Raw genomic sequence first — 19,508 nt, forward strand, 5'->3', positions numbered from 1 at the left:
CCGATCTATTCAGCGGCGATCTGGCGATGAAAATCGTTCATGCTGATGATGTTTTCGTCGATTTTCTCGCTGTTCTGGGCCGCGAACAGCATGGCCAGAAAAAATTGCGGTGCGAGACTGTCCTGGAATGTAATGCGATCATTTTCCGCATCGATGATCAATGCATTCTTCAACTGGAACAAAATGCAATCGCCTCTTTCATCATTCCTTGCAGCCCGGGTCATGAAACCTTGGGCGGCTGTGGTACGGACGATGGTTTCGATGATGTTCCAGTGCGGGCTGTTCGTTGTGATCACCTTCCGGAACAGCGCTGCATCCTCCGCATTGGTGAGCGCCCAGTCATTCACAGCCCGCGACACCCCCGCCAGCGTGGCGGGCAGGCCTACTTTACGTTCCTTCCGCTTGATCACCTCGAAACAGGCAAGAGCGCAGAACAGCCGGACATGATAGGGCGACCCGCAGGCGAGATGCGCAATGGTCTCGCGGCTGGCATCGGTGAAGCTCATGCCGACCGACGCCGCACCCCTGGCTATGATGTCGAACACGGCCTGGGATTCTATCCGCGAAATCGGAATCACGGACATGTGACGCCGCAGGGAGGCGTGACCCGCGATCAGGGCGTCCACTCCTGCGGCGATGCCCACTGCGACGATATGGACCGGTATCGCCGCGTCGGAAAGCATCTTCATCAACCTGGCGACGTCATGTTGCGCGGCACGGTCGGTGATGCGGTCGAATTCGTCCAGGATCAGCACGAAGCGACGACGCGTGCGAGGCGCGATCTGTTCGATCACGTCCCGCGGATTGACCGGACGATCCGCGGGCCATTCTATCCGCGTCCCTGCCATAGCATCGACATAGGGCTTGATGAGCGCGCCGAAATCCTGATCGGGCTCGCAGGCTGAATAGAGGACGACCAAACCCCGTTCGTCGGCCATATTGGCGAAGACACGCGCCAGCGAGGTCTTGCCGGACCCGCGCGCGCCGTAGATCAGGGCGTGATTGCCCCGGTCCAGTACGCCCTCGCACAGTAGTTCCAACTGGTCCTGCCGGCCGTGAAGATGGCTGGAACTGGTGACGGGCTGGGTCGAGTTGAACCCCTTGCGGATGGCCGACTTCAACATGTCGGCTGTCGAGGACTGTGGCGTAGCAGGTGCAGCGACGGCGGTGCGGATGGCCGCCATGCGACGCGCCAACTCCTCGCTCTTGGTGCGTCTCGGCCTCAGCCATTGAAGTATCCTGGAAAACAGGGACATTTCGGGATCCTTCCCAGCCTGGTCAGAAGATGCGTTCCTGGACAGTGAAGACGTCACCGGGCTTCACCAGCATGTCCAGATCGGCGCGCTTGATTCTCTGATTGCCGCGATTGAGGCTGATCTTCTTTTCAGATCCGCCCAATGTCGGACCTCCCGCCTGCGCCAGCATCTGGCGCAGCGTCATGCCGCTTTCATAGGGGATCTTGCCGGGCTTGTTGACTTGGCCGTAGATGAACACATCCTCGGCCTTGGGCACGAACAGGGAGTCGCCGGGGCGCAGCATCTGCCCGGTTCCTGTCACGCCGCTCAGATCTTCGAGCGGGACGCGGCGGTCCTCCTCGCCCTGGCGCTGCAATATGGCATAGTCGGCTGCATCGGTGCGCGCGCCGCCGGTGCGGGCCAGCATCATTGCGATTGTCTGTGGCCGGTCCAGCGGATAGATGCCGGGATTCTGGAGATTACCGAACACTGTTACGGCCCGGCTGACATAGCTCACGACCTCTACATTGACGATCGGATTGACGAAATAGCCGCCCGCCTTCAACTGGTCGCGCACCTTGGTCGCCAGTGTGCTGGCGGTCACGCCCTGCGCCATGACTTCCCCGACGCTGGGCAGGGTGACGTTGCCGTTCTCCTTGATCCGGGTTTTGACGTCAAATGGATAGGCGCCGAAGACGGACACCCTTATCTCGTCATTGGCGCCCAATATATAACTGGACGCCAGAGCCGCGCCAGGCGCGGCATCCGTCGCCACCGCCGGGACGGCAGCGGCAAGGAATGCGAGGGCCAGGACGGAAAGGGCGGGGAAGATCGGTTTCATGGCCAGTACCTCATAGATCCAGTCCGACGAACAGCAGGCCCGACGTACTTTTATACCGGAACTGGTCGACGGCCGTTGTTCGCCATTCGTGGCGTATCTCCGCTCCGGCATTGAGGCGGCCGCGCAACTGGTAACGATAGCCCGCGAAGACTGCGCTGGTGCGGTCCGACCGTCGCAGCAGTGGAGTGTCGAGCTGCAGCTCGCCCTTGAACAGGCGGCGGCTATAGGTTCCGCCGAGCGAGAGGCTCGACCGCCCGCCGAGCTTCAGATTACCGCGCAGGGTGAAGTCGGTTTGTACGATATAGGTCGCGCCCGTATTACTCTGATTGCGCGAGCTGCGATCGACATCGAACCTGATCGACAGCCGGTTGGAGGGGGTATAGGCCGCCCGTGCTTCCACCCCCAGGCCAGAGAAATCCGCAATGCCTGGCGCGCGCGGCTTGGTCCTGAAATAATTGGCGCCCAGCTGCCAGCTCAGGCGCGGGGCAACGGCCCGACGGAAGAGGATGCCCGCGCGATGATTCTCGGCGCCGTCGGGCAGATCGTCTATTGCCTCGTCGGCATTGGGGCGACGAAAGCGCTCATATTGGAACGTTACGCGGATTTCGCCCAAGCTGGCCATGGAATAGCCGATGCCCGCCATCGCCGTGGACGTATCGATATCGAACACGCGGCGTCGTGAAGCGCTGTTGCTGGTGTTAAGATAGCCGACGGCAGCCACGGGAAAGAAACCATAGGGCTTCTCGCAATCGACGGCGATGCGATAATCCTGCGTTTTTTGGGTGTTGCCGTCGATCACACCCTGATCGGACAGATTCGACTGTGCGAAGTTCAAGCGCGCCCGAGGATGGACATGGCAGTAACCGGAAACGGATAGATCGCCGTCGGCCTGAAGACTGATCCGTTCCCGGTCCAGAAATTCGAAACGCTGGTGGAAATCATAACCTGCCGACCCGATCACCGTCAGCTGGTGAAGGCCGAACTGCCGCCGGTAGGTCACATCCACGCTGGGCGTGATGCGCAGGTCGTCCTGTTCCCCCGTGACCAGATCGTCATTCTGTCGCAGGATGTTGTTGTCGTAGAGCAGGCGCACGGTCGGCCTGACTCGCAAGCCGTCGGGTGGAACCTCCACCTCGGTCTGGGACAAGGCCGCCTGCGGGATCATGAAGGCCGCCGTGGCGGCAGCGCTCATGACGGAAAACTGCTTCATCAGGGCTCTCTTGCAACGATATATTTGCTGAGGATCGCAGCCTGTGGACGCGGGCCGTCGATCGGCTGAACGCTCATCGGATAGCGCGTGCCCCACCAGGCGCCGCCTGCCCAATAGGTCCATCCCATCCAGACGTCGCCATTGGCGCGCAAATGGGTGAGCAGAATGTCGAGACCGTGCAGGCAATTGTCGTTTGGCGGTGCACCGAATTCGCCCAAAAAGCCACGATGACCATTGGTCCGCAGCCATGTCGTCGCGGCCGCCAGGTGCGCGTCGATCATGTCCGGACTGACGCAGCTCGTCGCAGTGCCGGAACTGTCTGTGTCGAGATATTGGTGCATTTCGAAGGCATAATTGCTACCGGGATCGTGGAAATTGGCGAAGGCGAGCGCATTGGAGTTCGATCCGCCAGCGGTCCAGCTGTGTGCGCCGCTATATTTTGAGCCCGGCACCAGGATGAGATTTGCGGCCCCCGTTCGCCGGATCGCCGCGACGCTGCCGTCCGCCAGCAGTCGCCAGGCGTCGGGCGTCATGCCATAGGGCTCGTTCATCAAACCAAAGGCGATGGCGTCATCGCCCTTGTAATGCTCTGCCAGCCGCTGCCACAGATCGGCTAGCATGGCGGAACCATTGGAAATCTGATCCAGCCTCTGGCCGTTATACCGGCCATAATTATGGACGTCCAGCACGATGGTCCGGAACGGCGCCAGACTGGCGAGCGACTTGTCGATCAAGGCCATCTCCGTCGTGGAGAGTGGCTTCAACGGCGTCGGCTGCACCCGTTCCCAAAGGATCGGCACGCGGACAACTTGCATTCCCATGTCAATGAAGGGCTGGGCCGTCTTTGCGTCGGGATAGATATAATCCTTCCCGAAGATACCGGGCTTGCGGGCGGAGTTGAATTCCCCACCGGCTATGTTGACGCCCGACAGGGGTGCGCGCCCGGTGGCAGGTTGCTCGGCAGTCAGCGGCAGGGCCAGCAGCATCAGCAGCGGCGCCGTGGCGAGGCGAGTTGCCACCCTCATCGGATGAAGTCCCTTTGTTGCCATGGCGATGTGCCTGCGTCCCCGCTAGGTGCTGAAGGGAAGGAGACATGATGAGCGCGAAAGCCGACCTGCTCGCAAAGGCCCTGCCCGGCGATCCCCCACCCGACATGGTGGAGACGGATGCCTTCTCCTGGTTTCAGGGTGCCGACAATGTGCCTACCCATTTCGGCATGGTGGGATTGCTCCAGGAAAAGGGCAGGGTCGTAGATCTCGGCGCGCCTCAACCGGGCGGCACCCGGCCAATCCATTATCGGCGGTCTTCGGGCGCCTTGCTGTCGCTTTCCCTCCCGATTTCCATGGCTATCGCGGCGGGCGATTTCCTGCTGGTGAAATCGCTGACCTGCCCCGATGGTGCGGTGCGGCCGATCGCTGTGCGTCCACCGGTCAGCCGGGACTGGATCGCCATAGCCGATCTGGAGGCCATATTGCGACAATATGGCGCGGGTGCTTCCCGCTTCGTTCGATGGAGCGCCGGCGCGGGCACGGTCTGCGGTATCGCCGCGCTGTGCGGGGTTGTCGCGCCGGTTACGGCCCTGGCGGGCATGGTCGCGGGCGCGGCCGCGCTCGGCCTCCATCGCCGGGACCGGCGTGACCGGGGGCGCGTCAAGCGCCTGGTCGGTTGAAGCGCTCACGCCAGCAACCCTTCATTGCGATACCATGCGACGGTGCGGCGGAAGCCCTCCTCCAGCCCGACGGCGGGCTGGAAGCCCAGCGCTCCCTCCGCCCGCGCGATGGAAAAGGCGCGGTTATGCTTGAAGAAGGTCAGGCGGCGGCGGTGCAGAGGGGGCTGCAGGCCCAGCGGCGCGCAGAGCAGTTCGCAGCCGTGCGCGGCCAGATTGACCAGCCCATATGGTACGGTGCGTTTGGGCGTCGGCACGTTCAGCACATTGGCCGCGGTCGCAACATAATCGCGCAGGGGCAGATAAGTCTTGCCACCAATGATGAACGTGCCGCCGGGTGCTGCGTTGCGCGTCATCGCCAGCAGGAAGCCATCGACCAGATCGTCGATATAGACCGGGTGGAAATTGGGTCGCCGTGATCCGATGAACAGAAAACGGCCCTGCTGCACCAGACGGAACATCTTCAGCATGCGCGTATCGCCCGGCCCGTAAATGGCGCAGGGGCGGATGATGACGACGTCCATGCCGGGCTGCATCATCGCGTCGCGGCAGAGGTCCTCCGCCAGCAACTTGCTTTCCTGATATGCGTCGCGCGGATCGAAGGGTGCGCTTTCGTCGGCTGGCGTTTCCGCCACATCGCCGTGCACGCCGATGGATGAGCAATAGACGAAGCGCGCTACGCCCACCTTCCGCGATTCTGCCAGCAACGCGGCCGTACTGTCGCGATTGGCGCGCAGGAATTCCTCCCGCGTGCCTTCGGACCGGTACATCGCGGCAATGTGGAAGCAGGTCGTCGCACCCTCCACCAATTGGCCAAAGGCATTGGTGTCGGTCAGCGATCCGTCGATCCATTCGATGCCGCTCTCCCTTTCGGCGGCGCTGGGCGGGCGGCGGGTCATGGACCGGACGTGATAGCCCATGCCGATCAGCCGGCGTGCCAGCGCTCCGCCGGTGAAGCCGGTTGCACCGGTGACCGCCACGACAGGGCGCTCGTCCCCGCTCATGCCTCCTTCTCCCGGTCGAAGCGCTGGAGTACCGGATTGCCGATCAGCCTGGTAACGCCAATGAGGCGCAATCCTTCCTCCATCATGCGTACCGGTTTCCCCGCAAGGCGATGGAGGCCCATGGGCGCGCTGAATTGCTTGAAGCTGCGTCGGGATGCGAAGCCGTTGCGGCGGAAGGCCTGCTCGATCTGGCCCGGCCAGAAGCTGCGATAGGAGCGCGTGTCCTTCTCGATCAGCCGCTTGATGGGAAAGGTGGCTGCCGACAGCGCATTGGCGCCGATCAATGTCGGATAATCGATGATGACGCTGTAGCGGGCGACGCGACAGAGTTCATCCATCAGCTTGTCCGGATCGTCGATATGGGCCAGCAGCCTGATGCTCGTAACGAGGTCAAAACTGCCGTCCGGGAAGGGAAGGGCCAGCAGATCGCCGGTCACATAGTCCACCCTGCCGGTGTCGGTGCCCTGAAACAATTGCTCGGCGCAGTCCGCCGTCGAGCCAAGGACTGTCGTCTTCAGCCCCATGCCCAGCAGCCCGCCGACAAGTTGTCCATGACCGCCGCCGACATCCAGCGCGCTTTGGTGGACGGGCGGTCCATCGTCGACCAGATCGCGCAGCCCTCGCTCCTGAATGTCGAGCAGATAGGCGCCCGAGGGCCCTGCAAAGCGGCGGGCATATTGGACAGACCCTGTTTCCAGGTCAGGGGGAGGAAGCAAACCAGTCATGCCGCGCCTGCGGTTGCTGCAATGCTCAAGAACGCATGCGGACATGACTGGCCTGACGGCACGCACCGCCCGCGGGGCGGCAGGGGCCTGACCACGGACGCACCTTTTGTGCCGGGAAGGGCCTGCTTCCCGACATGGGGGCAGGCGCGCCGCACGGTTGGGTGCCGCCAGCTGTAGACGTGGAAGCTGCTGTGCGTCGGGACGGGGGTCAGCCGCCGCTCGATCTCATTGGCGATTTCCGGGCGCACGCCCATGGGGTTGCGCCACTGATGATCGGACACGATGACCACGCCGCTATCCATGCAGTCGATGACTTCGGATAGGGCTGCCCTGCTGTCGATCAGCGGGCGGCCGGTGCGGAAGTCGCTGTTGAAATCGGACGGCGGCTTGAGCTCGCCCAGCCGGCTGTGGCTGATGAACAGGTCGAACGGTCCGATATGCGCCAGGGTACGCAGGTCGTCACCGGTGATGAGCAGGCTGCTGCCTTGCGCGATATGCCGCAGTTCAGCTGTCGCCTTGTCCCATTCGCCATCAGGTACCCGGGCGGCGAGTGAGGCGGGTTCCTGCGCAAGGGCCGATGCCATCAGCCGTGCGGAATGACGATAGGCCAAGTCTCCGCCCATCAACAGCAATAGCGCCGTGCCCGCCAGCGCGACGGGGCGCAACGGCGATCCGGTGCCGCCGAGCCGTTCGATCAGCGTGCTTATCGCGAGGCCATAGGCCATGCAGATGAACGGAAAGACATAGTAGCTGTAGCGCCACGCCTTCATCCCCGCGAAGCTGTGGAGCGCCAGGCACAGCGTCACCATGACCGCGCACAGGCTGGCCAGCGAGCGATTGCATCGCCAAGCCGCCGCGAGCGCGACCGGCCAGAGCATCAGCATAAGGGGCATTTGCGTCCAGAATTCTCGCAGATAATAATAGGCATCATGCTGCGATCCGACCGCCCAGCGTTCGGCATGGCGATAGCTTTCCAGCGCCGAATCCGCCTGCGACAGGACAATGGCTGCGCCGGCGAGCGCGACTGTGCCCAGTATGACAAGGTGCAGTGGGCGCATCGCCCCGATGGTCTTGCGCTGATCGACCAGCAGCCAGCATCCCATGGTCATCGCGGCGATAGCCGTCACGGGTTGCAGATGGGCGGCGATGGCAAGGCAGAACGCTGCCGCAGTCAGCCATCCCGGCTTGAAACGGCTCTCCGGCCGCGTGGCCACGAACAGGCTTCCCGCCGCAGCCAGGATCGCCAGCGCGTGCAGGGCGTAGAAGCGAGCGAAATGCGCGATATCGAGTGTATAACCGGCAAGCGCGAACAATGCGGCGCCGGTCACTGCGCTCCAGATGCCGCCGCTCTGTCGCAACCAGTGGAAGACCAATCCCACACTGATGCCCGAACAGAGCAGCGCGGGAATGCGTGCCGCCCAGAGGTCGGACCGCCCGAACAGATCGAAGCTGCTGCCGACCATGACGGTGAACAGGCGCGCCCGCTCATAACGTCCGTCCAGGATCGCGAAGCTGCCGTCCGCGGCCCAGCTACGTCCCGCCAGCAGATGGTAGAATTCGTCGATATGGGCCGGGCGCGTCTGAATGGTCAGTGCGTAGACCAGGCACGCGAACAATGCCGCAAGCAGGGACGCGGCTGCTCCGGGCAGCGCCATGGGCGCGCGCCAGCCATTCTGCGACGGCAGGGCAACACGCGATCCCAGATTCTCTGATATGGTGGCCATGAATATGATCTCACATTCGGCAAAAGCCGACAGGATGTTCGATGGCCCAAGAATTCGATCTAACAGTATTCAAGTCAATATACGGGAGAACGCCTAGCCGTAGGTATGACTACATAATGGTATGTTTCTGCAATTCATGTGAATGTGTTTCTGAGGTCGCGGAATCGATTGGCGTGGAACCCGATTGTGGAAATCTTGAGGGCATCGCCGGCAATATTTTATAATATTGTAGGAATGAACGCATGGTCGATGTTTCTATTGTCGTCCCTCTTTATAATGAAGAGGACAATATAGGGCTCTTGCATGAAGCGATCAGCCATGCATTGGCGGATTTTCAACCCAGCTATGAAGTCGTGCTGGTTGACGACGGAAGCAGGGATGCGACATTTGTCCGCGCCGCGGAAGTTGTCGAGCGGGACAGGCGTGTGCGCATAGTAAAATTCCGCGGCAATTACGGCCAGACCGCGGCGATGGCGGCCGGTATCCAGAATGCCCGCGGCGACATCATTGTCACGATGGACGGCGACCTGCAGAACGACCCGTTGGACATACCGCGCATGGTCGAGCTGATCCACGCCGGGCATGACATCGTCGTCGGCTGGCGCAGGAAGCGACAGGATGGCGGGCTGCGCGTCTTCGTATCGAAATGCGCCAACCGCATCATGGCCCGGCTGATGGGCGTGGCGGTACGGGATAGCGGCTGTTCGCTGAAGGCCTTCCGCAGCATCCTCATCAAGTGCTTGCCCATGTATGGAGAGATGCACCGCTTCATTCCGGCCCTATCGCGCCTTGCCGGTGCGCGGCTGGCGCAGATCGAAGTCCGGCACCATCCGCGTCAGTTCGGCGTCTCCAAATATGGCTTCTCGCGGATTTATAAGGTGATGCTGGACATCGTTTCGATCCGCATCCTGCTTAGCTTCGTGCGGCGGCCCATGGCATGGCCGCGGCACATGATAGTCGGCATCACCCTGCTTGGCCTGCTGTCCGTCGCGGTAGCGATCTGGGGCGAGGGGCTGGCACTGCCGATGCTGGCGATTGGCGTACTCTGGCTGTCGCTGGCGCTGTTCCTGCTGGGTTGGGCGGTGATCGGACAGATGCTCGCCAGCCTGACCGGGAATGTTTCCGATTTTGCGTCGCTAGGCGCGAAACTGTCGACCCAAATCAAATCGGGGAATTGAGCAATGGTTGCCACGGCAAAGCTGGATCTGGTCAAAGTCATGGACATCTCTGTCATCGTCCCTGTCCTCAAGCGTTTCGATGATGTTGCAAGCGTCTACGGTGAATATCGGGATAGAATCGTGGCCTCGGGGAAAAGTTATGAGTTCATTTTCGTCGTCGATGGACAGCCGGATTACCCAGTCTCCACGCTGGAGCAATTGCAGCGCGACGGCGAACCCATAGAGATCATCCGCTTCGGCCGGGAGTTCGGCGAATCGGCCTGCCTGCGCGAAGGTATCCGCCAGTCGACCGGACGACACCTGCTGTTCCTGCCCGCCTATTTCCAGATCGGTGGCGCGGCGATCTCCGAACTTCTGGACCATCTGGACGAAGCCGACGTCGTCGCCGCCCGTCGCGACAGGCGGGCGGATGCCATGTTCAACCGGCTGCGCGGCTGGGGTTTTCAGAAGATGGCGCGCTTCGCCGGGGCCAAATATGATGATCCAGGTTGCCTCGTCCGCGCCGTCCATCGGAGTGTGTTCGACGAGATTCCGATCCAGGATGAAAAGCAGCGCTTCCTGCCCCTGCTGGCGGAGGTGCATGGCTTCAAGGTCGTCCAACTCACCTTGCCTCAGGCGGAAAGCGACGCGGGCCGGCCGCAGCATAAGCCGGGCGTCTATTTCGACGTGATGATGGACCTGCTGGCCGTCGGCTTCCTCGTCCGTTTCATGCAACGTCCATTCCGCTTCTTCGGCACTGTGGGCGCGGCGTCGATCCTGTGTAGCCTGGCCCTGATGGCTTTCCTGCTGTTCCAGCGGGAGGTCAGCAATATTCCGCTGAGTGACCGGCCATTGCTGGTGCTGGTCGTGCTGCTGCTGGTGCTGGGCATCCAGATCGCGGCGATCGGCCTGATCGCGGAGATCGTCATCTTCACCCGCGGCGACGGCAAGCAGCATTATCGTGTCGAAAAGATCGTGGAGCATGTGTCCGCCGATGCCTGAAACCATAATAATAGGGGCAGGCATCCAGGGCACCACGCTGGCACTGGCCGCGCTCGAACGGGGCGTGTGCCCGGTCCTGGTCGATCGGGATGATCATCCCTCCGGCGCGTCCGTCAACAGCTATGGCATCATCCATGGCGGGTTGCGTTACCTCCAGTCGATGAACATCCCCCGCTGGGTGCGCAGCCGCCGCGCGCAGAACTGGTATATCGACCGCTATCCGCATCAGGTCCGGCCACTGCGCTGTGTGATGCCGCTCTATGACGGCACCCCCCGGTCGCCCCGCCTGTTCGCCCTCGCGCGAGGACTTGACCATATGCTGCGAACGGCACTCGGCCAGCATGTGCCGCTTCCCAAAGACGGGGCCTGTTCGCGGCAGGAGGTCTTGCAGGCCTATGATGTCGCGACTCACGGTCTGCTGGGCGGCGCGGTCTGGTATGATGCGCAGTTGCTGAACCCGCCCGCGTTGCTGAGGGAAATGCTGGCTGAGGTGGAGCAGCGCGGCGGCGTCGTCCTGCGCTCCACTGAGATAACCGGCCTGATCGAGCAGGGCGGAGGCGTCCGGGCCGTCCAGTTGCGGAACGTGAAGGACGGGCGGGAGCAGAGGATCGCTGCCGACCTGCTATTCGATTGCGGTGGCGCGCAAGCGGGGCGCTGCCTCGGTCCGGCGCGCCGGGTGCCGAGCGCGGCGGTCCTCGCCTTCAACCTGCTGATGGACATTCCCGCGCCCCCCGCCAGCGACGCCTATGCCCTGTCGCCTACGCCCGGCCGCGGCCGCAGCTTCTTCTTTCGCCGCTATGGCGCAGCGACGCTGGTCGGCACTTTCTACCGTCCCGGACCCGGCAGCCTTTCGCCTCAACCGACGGCGGAGGATGTCCGGTCCGCCCTCGCATCCATTCGCCAATGCCTTCCGAACCTTGAACTGGACGAAGGATCGGTGCTGGCCATCTATGCCGGTCTGCTGCCGGATCGTGACGGCAGCGGGCGGGCGCTTCATCCCGGAGACCGGCATTTGCGTCCCGGGCCGGAGGGCTATCATATGCTATTGGGCGGCAAGCTGACCACCGCGCCGCTGCTGAGCGAACAGGTGGCGCGCCGCCTGTGGCCCGCCGCGCTCTTGCCGCAAACCGGCGGATGGCGACCGCGTCATGCCTGAACTGATGATCGACGCGCACGTCCATCTGCATCCCGGCGACGACCCATGGGACAGGTTGATGCAGGCGCATGAACGCATGATGGCGGCGGCGGGTGGGAAGGATTGCCTGGCTGTCTTCATGCTGGCGGAGCAACAGGGGTGCGATGCGTTCGGAACGTTGAAGGCATCGGCGCGGACCACGGCGGAACCGGAAAGCCTCTGGCTGGAAACCGGTTCGGCCGACCTGCTGGTGCTGGCCGGAAGGCAGGTCGTCAGCGCCGAAAGGCTCGAGATGCTGGCGCTGGCTACGGCCGCCGACTTTGCCGATGGCGCGCCGGCCGAACAATTGATCGAGGCGATGGACGCTGCGGACGCGCTGATCATCCTTCCCTGGGGGGTCGGCAAATGGGCCGGTGCGCGAGGGCGGCTGGTCGACAGGCTGCTGGCCGGAGATTCGGAGGAGCGACTGCTGTTGGGCGACAATGGCGGGCGTCCTGCTTTCTGGCCGGAGCGTCGCTTCCGCCATCGGACGGTGCTGCGCGGATCGGACCCCTTGCCGTTGAGGGGCGATGCCCGGCGGATCGGTACTTTCGGGACCATGGTGCAGGGCAGGCTTTCGGCCGATCGTCCCGGCCGCGACCTGCGCCTGCTGATCCGCTCGACCGGCAGGCAGGCGCGGCATTATGGTGCGCTCGCCGGGCCGTTGCATTTCCTCGGCAACCAGTTCCGCTTGAGAATGGCCTCATGAAGATATTGATGCTGGCGCCACAGCCCTTTTACGAGGAGCGCGGCACGCCCATTGCCGTGCGAATGGCAGCCGAAGCCTTGGCTGCGCAGGGACATGACGTTGATCTGTTGAGCTTCCATGAGGGGCGCGACGTGCCGATGCCCGGCGTGCGGCATCACCGCATCGCGGCTCCGCCGGGGGTGCGGAATGTCCCGATCGGCTTTTCGCTCAAGAAGCTCGCCTGCGATTTCTGGATGCTCTTCACCGCGATCGGCCTGCTTCGGCGCTATCGCCATCATGTGATCCACGCTGTCGAGGAGGCGGCCTTCTTCGCGCTGCCCCTGTCCCGGCTCTTCGGAACCTGCCTCGTCTATGATGCGGACTCGATCCTGAGCGAGCAGATCGTCGAGAAATGGCCCGGAGCCGGCGTCCTCGCCTGGATCGTCGAGCGATGCGAGCAATTCGTCTTCCGCCGCAGCGATCTGGTGATCGCCGTCTGCCCCGCCATCCTGCAAAGCGCCAGCCGCTTCGCAGCCCCCGGGCGCATCCATCTGCTGCCCGACGTCGCGATGGAAGGACCCGCCGCTGCAGCACCCGTCGAAGATCTGCGCCTCTATGCGAAGGATCGTCCGCTCGCGCTCTATGTCGGCAATCTGGAATCCTATCAGGGTGTCCGCCTGCTGATCGAAGCGATGGCGGCCCTTGCGCCTGTTGAGCGCCCCGCGCTGGTCGTGATAGGCGGCCAGGCGGACCATGTCGCGCAGCATCGGCAATTCGCCTTGCAACGCGGGCTGGAAGGCGACGTGCATCTGCTGGGGCCGCGCCCGCTGGATGGCCTCAGCCACTATCTGGCGCAGGCGGACATCCTCTGCTCGCCGCGCCTGAAGGGCCGGAACACGCCGATGAAGATCTTCTCCTATATGGCGTCGGGCAGGGCGCTGCTGGCAACCGATATCGAAAGCCATTCCCAGGTTCTGGATGGTCGTTGCGCCATGCTGACACCGGTAACGCCGCAGGACATGGCGGAAGGGCTGCGACGGCTCTGCGCTGACGACGCGCTGAGAGAGGGTCTGGGGAAGGCGGCGGCCACAAGGGCTCGGCTCGACTATGGCCATGCCGCCTTCGTCGAGCGGCTGCGGAGCGCCTATGCCGTGCTTTCGTCAGATGTCACGACACCCCCTTCGCCCACGGCGCTGGAGGCCGCATGACGGCCATCGGCACCAGCGCGCGGGTGGTGAAGGGCGCACCCTCCAGCCTGTTCGCCGCGCTGGGTTTCGGTCTGTCGGGCGCAGCCTTCACCCTGGGCATGCTTCTGCTGGCGCGGGTGCTGCCGGTGGAGGCTTATGGCCGTTTCACGCTGGCGGTTGCTTTGTTCAATATCTTCGGCCTGCTGACGCCGATGGGCGTGGATCAGTTGTTCCTGCGCGGGCCGATGCGGGCGGGAAGGGGCTTGCTGGCTTTCCTCATCCTCTCCGGCCTTGTGGTGGGCGGTGTGGTGGGCGCGGTAACTGGCCTGCTGGGCGGACTGCACCGGGGCGAGGCATGGCTGACGGCCTTGGCAATTGCCGGCGGCGGGCTTGTCGCGGCGACCAGCACCGGCCTTCGCGCTTGGGAGATGCCCGGTGCCTCCATGCTGCTCGCGATTTCGGCCAGTTTCATCCTCCTGCTTGCCGGAACCCTGACTGTCCTTCTCGGCATCAAGCATGGGGCGACGCCTCTTGCCATATTCGCCGCCGGAAACATCGTCTTCGGCGCGATCGGCTGGAGTCTTTTGCGATGCAGGGCGAAGGAAGGCGATGTCGGCCATCCCGCCCGGCGCTGGCGCGAGGCGGGGTCAATGCTGGGCCTCGTCGCCCTCGGCACGCTGTCGCTACAGATCGAACGGATCGTCATTCCGATCCTGCTGGACCTGAAGGATCTGGCGTTGTTCGGCGTGCTGGCGTCGGTCGCGATTTTTCCCTTCCGCCTGCTCGCTTCCGGCGTTGGCTTCACCCTCGCGCCCCGGCTGATCGGTGCGGAACCGGCGCGCCGACAGGCCATTGTGCTGGCGGAGGCCAGGCCGCTGCTCGCGGTGATCATCGTGGCGACGGCGGGCCTTGCCGTCTGCGGCCCGTTGCTCGCCACGATGGTGACCGGTGGCCTCTACGCCATCAGTCCGGCCCTGGTCTTCGCCGCCTGCGTGAACGGTGTGGGAAAGGTCGCCATGGCCTTCCCTCGAGCGATGCTCACGGCGGCGGGATCGCCCGCCGATCTGGTGCTGCTCAACGGATGGGGCGTGGTGGGTCTGGCGCTGACGGTTAGCGGTGCGCTGGCCGGGGCCGCTTACGGCATCACCGGGCTGCTATGGGGCGCGACGCTGGGCGGTGCGATCCCCACGCTCTTTACCCTGCACCTCGCCTGGCGTCGGCTTGGAAAGGATTGAGACATGACCACCCAAATGGGCTTTTCTGAGATGATGCAATCCCTGTATACCGGATCGGCGTCGCTTGATTATCGCAAGACCGGCAGGCTATTGCGCGAGATGGAGGCGCAGGCCGGCGTGCGCGTCGCGCTGATGGGTAATGTCACGCTGGACCTTCTCACCCCCTTCCTGCGTGTGGAGGCCGCGAAGGCCGGCCAGATGTCCGCATTCCATGTCAGCCCCTTCGGCCAATATATGCAGGATCTGCATGGCGAGGCGCTGCAGTGCTTCGATCCCCACGTCATCGTTCTGCTACTGTCGACGGAGGTGATGCGGCCCGATGCCTTCGCACGGTTCCATCAACTCTCCGTTGAGGACCGTCATCGCTTGCGGGACGATATGGCGGCGGAGATAGAGGGTTGGATCGACAGCGCGGTCATGCGCACCACGGCGACGCTGATGGTAGGCAATTTCCCCTGTCCTTCCAGCGCGCTGGGCGTCGCGGACCTCAGCAGTGAATATGGCGAGCGCGAATTCTTCCTGGAGCTGAACCTGGCGTTGATCCGCGCCGTGCGGGCGCGCCCCAGGGCGATGATGCTGGACGTGGTCGAAGCGATGGGCCGGGTCGGCGCGCGGCATGCGATAGACCGCCGGATGCACTATCTCGCCGGTTTGGGCTGGACCGACATGATGATGCGGGAATTCGGCGCGGTCTTCGCCCATGCGCTTGTGGGCGCACTCGGAGCGGCGCGCAAATGCCTGGTGCTGGACCTCGACAACAGCCTGTGGGGCGGGGTGGTGGGCGAGGACGGGCCGCACGGTATCCGCGTCGGCCGCGGCGACATGGTGGGTGAGGCGTTCCGTGCCTTCCAACTCCGCATCAAGGCGCTCAAGGAACGCGGCATCATGCTCGCATTGTGCAGCAAGAACAATCCGGAAGATGTCGAGGAAGTGTTTCGCCTGCGTACCGACATGCCGCTACAATTGTCGGACATGGCGGCGACGGCGATAGGCTGGAATACCAAATATGCGAGTATAGAGAAGATCGCGAGCCAGCTCAATATCGGTCTGGACGCTCTGGTGTTCCTGGATGACAACGCGGCGGAGATCGCGGCCGTGCGGCAATATTGCCCGGATGTCCATGCCGTGCTTCTGCCGCCAGATCCGTCCGACTTTGTCGATATATTGGACGCGCTGCCCTGGTTCGAGAAAAGCCGGTTGACGGCGGAGGACAGGGCCAGGACCGAACAATATGCGCTGGCTGCCAAGCGGGAGGCTCTGTGTGCTTCCTGCGATCCGATGGATTATCTGCGCGACCTTGACATGCGCGCGGCGGTCCGCGCCGCGGGGCCGGCAGACCTGCTGAGAGTGCATCAGCTTTTCAACAAGACCAACCAGTTCAACCTGACCACCGGCCGCCCGACCATGGGGGAGGTGGAGGCGATGATGACCGGCCCGGCATGGCAGCTCATCGTTGCGGATCTGCGCGACCGCTTCGGGGAATTGGGCACGGTCGCGATCTGCGCCTTGAGGCGAGAGGGCACAGCGCTCCATATCGGGCATTTGCTGATGAGTTGCCGCGCCATGGGCCGCGGCCTGGAACATGCCATGATGAATGAAGTCAAGCGTCGCTTTCTGGAAAGCGACGCCGCATTCCTGCACGGCAGCTACGTTCCGACGGCCAAGAACGATCCGGTGCGCGGCTTTTTCAACGATCAGGGCTTTGCCGCCATCAAGGGCGGCGACGGCACGGACTACGCGCTTTCCCGGGCGGATGTCGCGTTCAGGGAATGCGACTGGATCATGCTGGAGGCGAGATGATGATTGTGGATATGGACGACCTGCTGAACCTCGTCGGTGATATCATCGAAGTCGATCCGTCCCGGATAGACCGGCGTCTGGACCGGGACGGGGTTCCCGGCTGGGATTCGCTGGCCCATCTGCGGATCATCACGGCGTTCGAAGCACAATATGGCGTGCGCCTCAGCATGGAGCAGATTGCCGGAATACGTACGGTGGAACAATTGTCGCAGACATTGGGCGAGGCATGACGCCATGCGCCTGGGTGTCGCCATACGCCGTTTCGCCATTCCAGGCTTCGTGCACAGCCTCTACCATCTGTTCGTCGGGCGCGCGATCGTCAGCCCGCGCGCGGAACTGGAATGGAGCAGGCTGCTGAAGATCGGTCGCAAGTCGCAGATCAGCTCCTTCGTGAAGATCAAGGCGAGCGAAGGGCCGGTGAGGGTGGGTGAACGGACCGACATAGGCTGCGGCGTGTTCATCGCCGGGCACAGCCATGGCATCGTCATCGGCAACGACTGCCTGATCAGTCCCAACGTATCGATTATCGGCGTCAATTACCGTTATGACCGCGCCGACCTGCCGATCCGCGAACAGGGGGTGCAGTCGGCTGGCCCGACCAGCATCGGCAACAATGTCTGGATCGGCGCGGGCGCGGTGATCCTGGACAATAGCCAGATAGAGGATGGCGCGATCATAGCGCCGAACGCGGTGGTGTCGGGCCGGGTGCCCGCTATGTCGGTCATGTCGGGCAATCCCGCCAAGCTGGTGTTCATGCGCCGATGAGGCTCTTCGTCACCGCCCGGCTCGACGACCTCTATGCGCGATGGACCCGCTGGCGTCTGCGGGTGGCAGGCGGCAAAGGGGGCCGTGCTCTGCGGGTGCGGGGTGGCGTGCCCTATCTCGCTGGGCAACTTGTTCTGGGTGAGGCCGTGCGCTTGCGCAACGAGCCCGCCCGCATCAGGCTGAAGGCCGTTGGAAGCGGCCGGATCGTCTTGGGCGATCAGGTGTCGCTCAACAGCGGCGTCACCATCTTCAGCGCCGCCAGCGTGGAGATCGGCGCCTTCAGCCGGATCGGGGACCATGCGAGCCTGTTCGACACCAGCTTCCATGCGGTCCATGAGGGGCATGCCGTACGGCCCCGGCCGATCCACATCGGCCGCAACGTCTGGATCGGGCGCCACGCCACGATCCTGCCGGGCGTGTCGATTGGCGATCACAGCGTGATAGCTGCAGGTGCAGTGGTATTCGAGGATGTTCCCGCCCGCCAGCTCTGGCGCGGCAATCCAGCGGGTTTCGTCAAGCATGTCCGCGCGGGCGACGATTTCATAAGGCGATAAGGGAAGCATCATGTCCCCAACCACTGGCGGCATAGCCGGAAAAATCCGATCGGGCATGGCCTGGTCGCTGGTCGAAAGCTGGGGCGTTCAGGCGATTCAGTTTCTGGGGTTCATGATGGTAGCCCGCTATGTCGACGCCGCCGCGCTGGGTGTGGTAGCCATGGCGCTGCTGGCGGGGCAGTTCTTCCAGATGACCTTGCTGTCGGGCATAAGCGCCCCGATGGTCAGCGCGGGGCGCGACGATCCAGATCTGGATGATACCGCCTTCTGGATCGCCTTCGCGATCGGCGCGCTGCTGTTGCTGCTCACCCTGGCCTGCGCGGGCGTTGCGGAACGGGCGCTGGAGCAGCCGGGACTGGCGTGGGTGCTGCGCTGGCTCAGCATTGCCAATTTTCTCTCCGCGCTGAACGTCGTGCCCCAAGCCTGGCTGACCCGGGCGTTGATGATGCGACCGCTGGCGGTGCGATCCACCCTGTCGACCTTGGCAGGCGCGCTGATTGGCATTCCGATGGCCATGGCGGGCTATGGGCTGACGGCGCTCGTGATGCAGAATATGGCGACCGCTCTGGTCGGCACTGCGATCCTCTGGGCGGGGTGTTCCCGGCGCCCGCGCTTTCGCTTCGTTCGGAAGAAGGGACAGGAAATTTTCTTTTACAGCCGCCATGTGACGCTGACGGGCATCGCCAATTTCTTCAATTCCAACTCCGACGTGCTGATCGTGGGCGTTGTCTTGGGTGCGGCGGCGACGGGCGTCTATACGGTCGGCAAGCGCGCGCTGCTGGCGGCCAATCTGCTGCTGGCGCGGGCTCTCTCCCGGATCGCCTTCCCGGCCTTCTCGCAGCTCAAGCATGATCCGCCGCGATTGGCTGCGGCCTTCCTCAAGCTCGTCTCCGCGACATCGCTGATCACCACCCCGGCCTTCGTCGGCATGGCGCTGGTGGCCGATTCCTTCATCCATCTCTTCTTCGGGCCGCGCTGGGCAGGAGCGGTGCCGGTGATGCAATGTCTCAGCTTCTTTGGCGCGCTCCAGGCAATCGGCATTTATAATCAATCGCTTATGCTTGCCCTTGGTAAGCCACAATGGCAGACGTGGTTGGCCGCCCTCTATGCCGTGGTGAACTGCACCCTCTTCCTGGCGGCGGCGGATCAGGGGCCGGGCGCGATCGCAGCCGCCTTCACGCTCCGCGCCTGGTTGCTTTATCCGCTCTCCGTCCTGGGCGTGATCCTGTTGCTGCCGATCAGCTGGAAGGACTATTGGAAGGCCGTTCGGCCGGGCTTGTTCGCGTCCGCAGCCATGGCGGGATGCGTATTGGGCGCGCGGCCTTTTCTTGTCGAGATGGCGCCGGCGGAAGTCCTGACCCTCACTATCCTCATCGGAGCGCTGACCTATGGCATGGCCCTTTTGTTGCTCGGGCGAAACGCTCTGGTTCAGCTGTTGATGTTCGCCAAGGGGCGGTACGGAACAGTGTAACCTATGCTAGCATATTGCTCTTGGGCGATTTTGTTGCCGTAAAGATGTAAAATTCCGTAGCAATACCTAC

The 19,508-nt window shown here is 63.4% G+C and carries 19 protein-coding genes; 12 read left to right on the forward strand and 7 right to left on the reverse strand.

What is annotated here, in order from left to right; translation table 11 throughout:
- Positions 1–5 precede the first annotated feature (5 nt).
- From ACN9MX_RS16905 to ACN9MX_RS16920, 4 genes are all read right to left on the reverse strand, one after another.
- The gene (locus tag ACN9MX_RS16905; protein ID WP_363829694.1) at positions 6–1,184 is read right to left on the reverse strand and encodes an ATP-binding protein; all 1,179 of its coding nucleotides are present in this window, start codon (positions 1,182–1,184) and stop codon (positions 6–8) included.
- A gap of 94 nt (positions 1,185–1,278) precedes the next feature.
- The gene (locus ACN9MX_RS16910) at positions 1,279–2,076 is read right to left on the reverse strand and encodes a polysaccharide biosynthesis/export family protein (RefSeq protein WP_363755865.1); all 798 of its coding nucleotides are present in this window, start codon (positions 2,074–2,076) and stop codon (positions 1,279–1,281) included.
- A gap of 10 nt (positions 2,077–2,086) precedes the next feature.
- Positions 2,087–3,286, reverse strand: a complete 1,200-nt coding sequence (locus ACN9MX_RS16915; protein ID WP_363829695.1) for an outer membrane beta-barrel protein — start codon at positions 3,284–3,286, stop codon at positions 2,087–2,089.
- Entirely contained in the window at positions 3,286–4,311 is a 1,026-nt protein-coding gene (locus tag ACN9MX_RS16920) for a glycoside hydrolase family 5 protein (protein ID WP_363829697.1), read from the reverse strand. Before ACN9MX_RS16920 ends, ACN9MX_RS16915 begins: the two co-directional genes overlap by 1 nt.
- A gap of 68 nt (positions 4,312–4,379) precedes the next feature.
- Here ACN9MX_RS16920 and ACN9MX_RS16925 point away from each other — a divergent pair, with 68 nt between their 5' ends.
- Positions 4,380–4,955: a hypothetical protein gene (locus ACN9MX_RS16925; protein ID WP_363829699.1), complete on the forward strand. Its 576-nt coding sequence runs from the start codon at positions 4,380–4,382 to the stop codon at positions 4,953–4,955.
- A 5-nt stretch (positions 4,956–4,960) separates the two neighbouring features.
- Here ACN9MX_RS16925 and ACN9MX_RS16930 read toward each other — a convergent pair whose 3' ends face one another.
- The 3 genes from ACN9MX_RS16930 to ACN9MX_RS16940 are packed head-to-tail and all read right to left on the reverse strand — an operon-like array spanning position 4,961 to position 8,405.
- Positions 4,961–5,956, reverse strand: coding sequence for an NAD-dependent epimerase/dehydratase family protein (locus ACN9MX_RS16930; RefSeq protein ID WP_363829701.1), 996 nt, complete (start codon positions 5,954–5,956; stop codon positions 4,961–4,963).
- Positions 5,953–6,681 (reverse strand): class I SAM-dependent methyltransferase, encoded by a 729-nt coding sequence (locus tag ACN9MX_RS16935; RefSeq protein ID WP_363737354.1) that lies wholly within the window; start codon positions 6,679–6,681, stop codon positions 5,953–5,955. The genes ACN9MX_RS16930 and ACN9MX_RS16935 overlap by 4 nt, the downstream gene beginning before the upstream one ends.
- On the reverse strand, positions 6,678–8,405 hold the full coding sequence (locus ACN9MX_RS16940) for a glycosyltransferase family 39 protein (RefSeq protein ID WP_363829702.1): 1,728 nt from the start codon (positions 8,403–8,405) through the stop codon (positions 6,678–6,680). Before ACN9MX_RS16940 ends, ACN9MX_RS16935 begins: the two co-directional genes overlap by 4 nt.
- Before the next feature lie 242 nt (positions 8,406–8,647).
- Between ACN9MX_RS16940 and ACN9MX_RS16945 the strand changes: the two genes are divergently transcribed.
- The 11 genes from ACN9MX_RS16945 to ACN9MX_RS16995 are packed head-to-tail and all read left to right on the forward strand — an operon-like array spanning position 8,648 to position 19,438.
- A complete protein-coding gene (locus tag ACN9MX_RS16945) occupies positions 8,648–9,583 on the forward strand; it encodes a glycosyltransferase family 2 protein (protein ID WP_363737352.1) in 936 nt (311 codons plus the stop codon).
- 3 nt (positions 9,584–9,586) lie between these two features.
- Positions 9,587–10,564: a glycosyltransferase family 2 protein gene (locus ACN9MX_RS16950; protein ID WP_363737351.1), complete on the forward strand. Its 978-nt coding sequence runs from the start codon at positions 9,587–9,589 to the stop codon at positions 10,562–10,564.
- The gene (locus ACN9MX_RS16955; RefSeq protein WP_363755880.1) at positions 10,557–11,720 is read left to right on the forward strand and encodes an FAD-dependent oxidoreductase; all 1,164 of its coding nucleotides are present in this window, start codon (positions 10,557–10,559) and stop codon (positions 11,718–11,720) included. The genes ACN9MX_RS16950 and ACN9MX_RS16955 overlap by 8 nt, the downstream gene beginning before the upstream one ends.
- Positions 11,713–12,447 (forward strand): hypothetical protein, encoded by a 735-nt coding sequence (locus tag ACN9MX_RS16960; RefSeq protein ID WP_363829703.1) that lies wholly within the window; start codon positions 11,713–11,715, stop codon positions 12,445–12,447. The genes ACN9MX_RS16955 and ACN9MX_RS16960 overlap by 8 nt, the downstream gene beginning before the upstream one ends.
- Positions 12,444–13,634: a glycosyltransferase gene (locus tag ACN9MX_RS16965; protein ID WP_363829705.1), complete on the forward strand. Its 1,191-nt coding sequence runs from the start codon at positions 12,444–12,446 to the stop codon at positions 13,632–13,634. The genes ACN9MX_RS16960 and ACN9MX_RS16965 overlap by 4 nt, the downstream gene beginning before the upstream one ends.
- Complete coding sequence (locus ACN9MX_RS16970) at positions 13,631–14,848, forward strand: polysaccharide biosynthesis protein (RefSeq protein WP_363755886.1); 1,218 nt, start codon at positions 13,631–13,633, stop codon at positions 14,846–14,848. Before ACN9MX_RS16965 ends, ACN9MX_RS16970 begins: the two co-directional genes overlap by 4 nt.
- A gap of 3 nt (positions 14,849–14,851) precedes the next feature.
- Positions 14,852–16,648, forward strand: a complete 1,797-nt coding sequence (locus tag ACN9MX_RS16975) for an HAD-IIIC family phosphatase (RefSeq protein WP_363829707.1) — start codon at positions 14,852–14,854, stop codon at positions 16,646–16,648.
- Positions 16,645–16,878: an acyl carrier protein gene (locus tag ACN9MX_RS16980; protein ID WP_363829709.1), complete on the forward strand. Its 234-nt coding sequence runs from the start codon at positions 16,645–16,647 to the stop codon at positions 16,876–16,878. Before ACN9MX_RS16975 ends, ACN9MX_RS16980 begins: the two co-directional genes overlap by 4 nt.
- A 4-nt stretch (positions 16,879–16,882) precedes the next feature.
- Positions 16,883–17,413, forward strand: a complete 531-nt coding sequence (locus ACN9MX_RS16985; protein ID WP_363829711.1) for an acyltransferase — start codon at positions 16,883–16,885, stop codon at positions 17,411–17,413.
- Positions 17,410–17,967: an acyltransferase gene (locus tag ACN9MX_RS16990; RefSeq protein ID WP_363829713.1), complete on the forward strand. Its 558-nt coding sequence runs from the start codon at positions 17,410–17,412 to the stop codon at positions 17,965–17,967. The genes ACN9MX_RS16985 and ACN9MX_RS16990 overlap by 4 nt, the downstream gene beginning before the upstream one ends.
- A gap of 10 nt (positions 17,968–17,977) precedes the next feature.
- Complete coding sequence (locus ACN9MX_RS16995) at positions 17,978–19,438, forward strand: lipopolysaccharide biosynthesis protein (RefSeq protein ID WP_363829715.1); 1,461 nt, start codon at positions 17,978–17,980, stop codon at positions 19,436–19,438.
- Positions 19,439–19,508: the final 70 nt, after the last annotated feature.

This window comes from Sphingobium sp. R-21 (assembly GCF_049913335.1).
In the GTDB taxonomy this organism is placed as follows: Bacteria; Pseudomonadota; Alphaproteobacteria; order Sphingomonadales; family Sphingomonadaceae; genus Sphingobium.

What these genes read in the sequence shown, in the direction of transcription:
- ACN9MX_RS16955 (WP_363755880.1), top strand. Translation starts at nt 10,557, where the DNA reads ATGCCTGAAACCATAATAATAGGGGCAGGCATCCAGGGCACCACGCTG.
- ACN9MX_RS16950 (WP_363737351.1), top strand. Translation starts at nt 9,587, where the DNA reads ATGGTTGCCACGGCAAAGCTGGATCTGGTCAAAGTCATGGACATCTCT.
- ACN9MX_RS16965 (WP_363829705.1), top strand. Translation starts at nt 12,444, where the DNA reads ATGAAGATATTGATGCTGGCGCCACAGCCCTTTTACGAGGAGCGCGGC.
- ACN9MX_RS16910 (WP_363755865.1), bottom strand. Translation starts at nt 2,076, where the DNA reads ATGAAACCGATCTTCCCCGCCCTTTCCGTCCTGGCCCTCGCATTCCTT.
- ACN9MX_RS16935 (WP_363737354.1), bottom strand. Translation starts at nt 6,681, where the DNA reads ATGACTGGTTTGCTTCCTCCCCCTGACCTGGAAACAGGGTCTGTCCAA.
- ACN9MX_RS16980 (WP_363829709.1), top strand. Translation starts at nt 16,645, where the DNA reads ATGATGATTGTGGATATGGACGACCTGCTGAACCTCGTCGGTGATATC.
- ACN9MX_RS16990 (WP_363829713.1), top strand. Translation starts at nt 17,410, where the DNA reads ATGAGGCTCTTCGTCACCGCCCGGCTCGACGACCTCTATGCGCGATGG.
- ACN9MX_RS16945 (WP_363737352.1), top strand. Translation starts at nt 8,648, where the DNA reads ATGGTCGATGTTTCTATTGTCGTCCCTCTTTATAATGAAGAGGACAAT.
- ACN9MX_RS16905 (WP_363829694.1), bottom strand. Translation starts at nt 1,184, where the DNA reads ATGGCGGCCATCCGCACCGCCGTCGCTGCACCTGCTACGCCACAGTCC.
- ACN9MX_RS16930 (WP_363829701.1), bottom strand. Translation starts at nt 5,956, where the DNA reads ATGAGCGGGGACGAGCGCCCTGTCGTGGCGGTCACCGGTGCAACCGGC.
- ACN9MX_RS16995 (WP_363829715.1), top strand. Translation starts at nt 17,978, where the DNA reads ATGTCCCCAACCACTGGCGGCATAGCCGGAAAAATCCGATCGGGCATG.
- ACN9MX_RS16975 (WP_363829707.1), top strand. Translation starts at nt 14,852, where the DNA reads ATGACCACCCAAATGGGCTTTTCTGAGATGATGCAATCCCTGTATACC.
- ACN9MX_RS16925 (WP_363829699.1), top strand. Translation starts at nt 4,380, where the DNA reads ATGATGAGCGCGAAAGCCGACCTGCTCGCAAAGGCCCTGCCCGGCGAT.
- ACN9MX_RS16960 (WP_363829703.1), top strand. Translation starts at nt 11,713, where the DNA reads ATGCCTGAACTGATGATCGACGCGCACGTCCATCTGCATCCCGGCGAC.
- ACN9MX_RS16915 (WP_363829695.1), bottom strand. Translation starts at nt 3,286, where the DNA reads ATGAAGCAGTTTTCCGTCATGAGCGCTGCCGCCACGGCGGCCTTCATG.
- ACN9MX_RS16970 (WP_363755886.1), top strand. Translation starts at nt 13,631, where the DNA reads ATGACGGCCATCGGCACCAGCGCGCGGGTGGTGAAGGGCGCACCCTCC.
- ACN9MX_RS16920 (WP_363829697.1), bottom strand. Translation starts at nt 4,311, where the DNA reads ATGAGGGTGGCAACTCGCCTCGCCACGGCGCCGCTGCTGATGCTGCTG.
- ACN9MX_RS16940 (WP_363829702.1), bottom strand. Translation starts at nt 8,405, where the DNA reads ATGGCCACCATATCAGAGAATCTGGGATCGCGTGTTGCCCTGCCGTCG.
- ACN9MX_RS16985 (WP_363829711.1), top strand. Translation starts at nt 16,883, where the DNA reads ATGCGCCTGGGTGTCGCCATACGCCGTTTCGCCATTCCAGGCTTCGTG.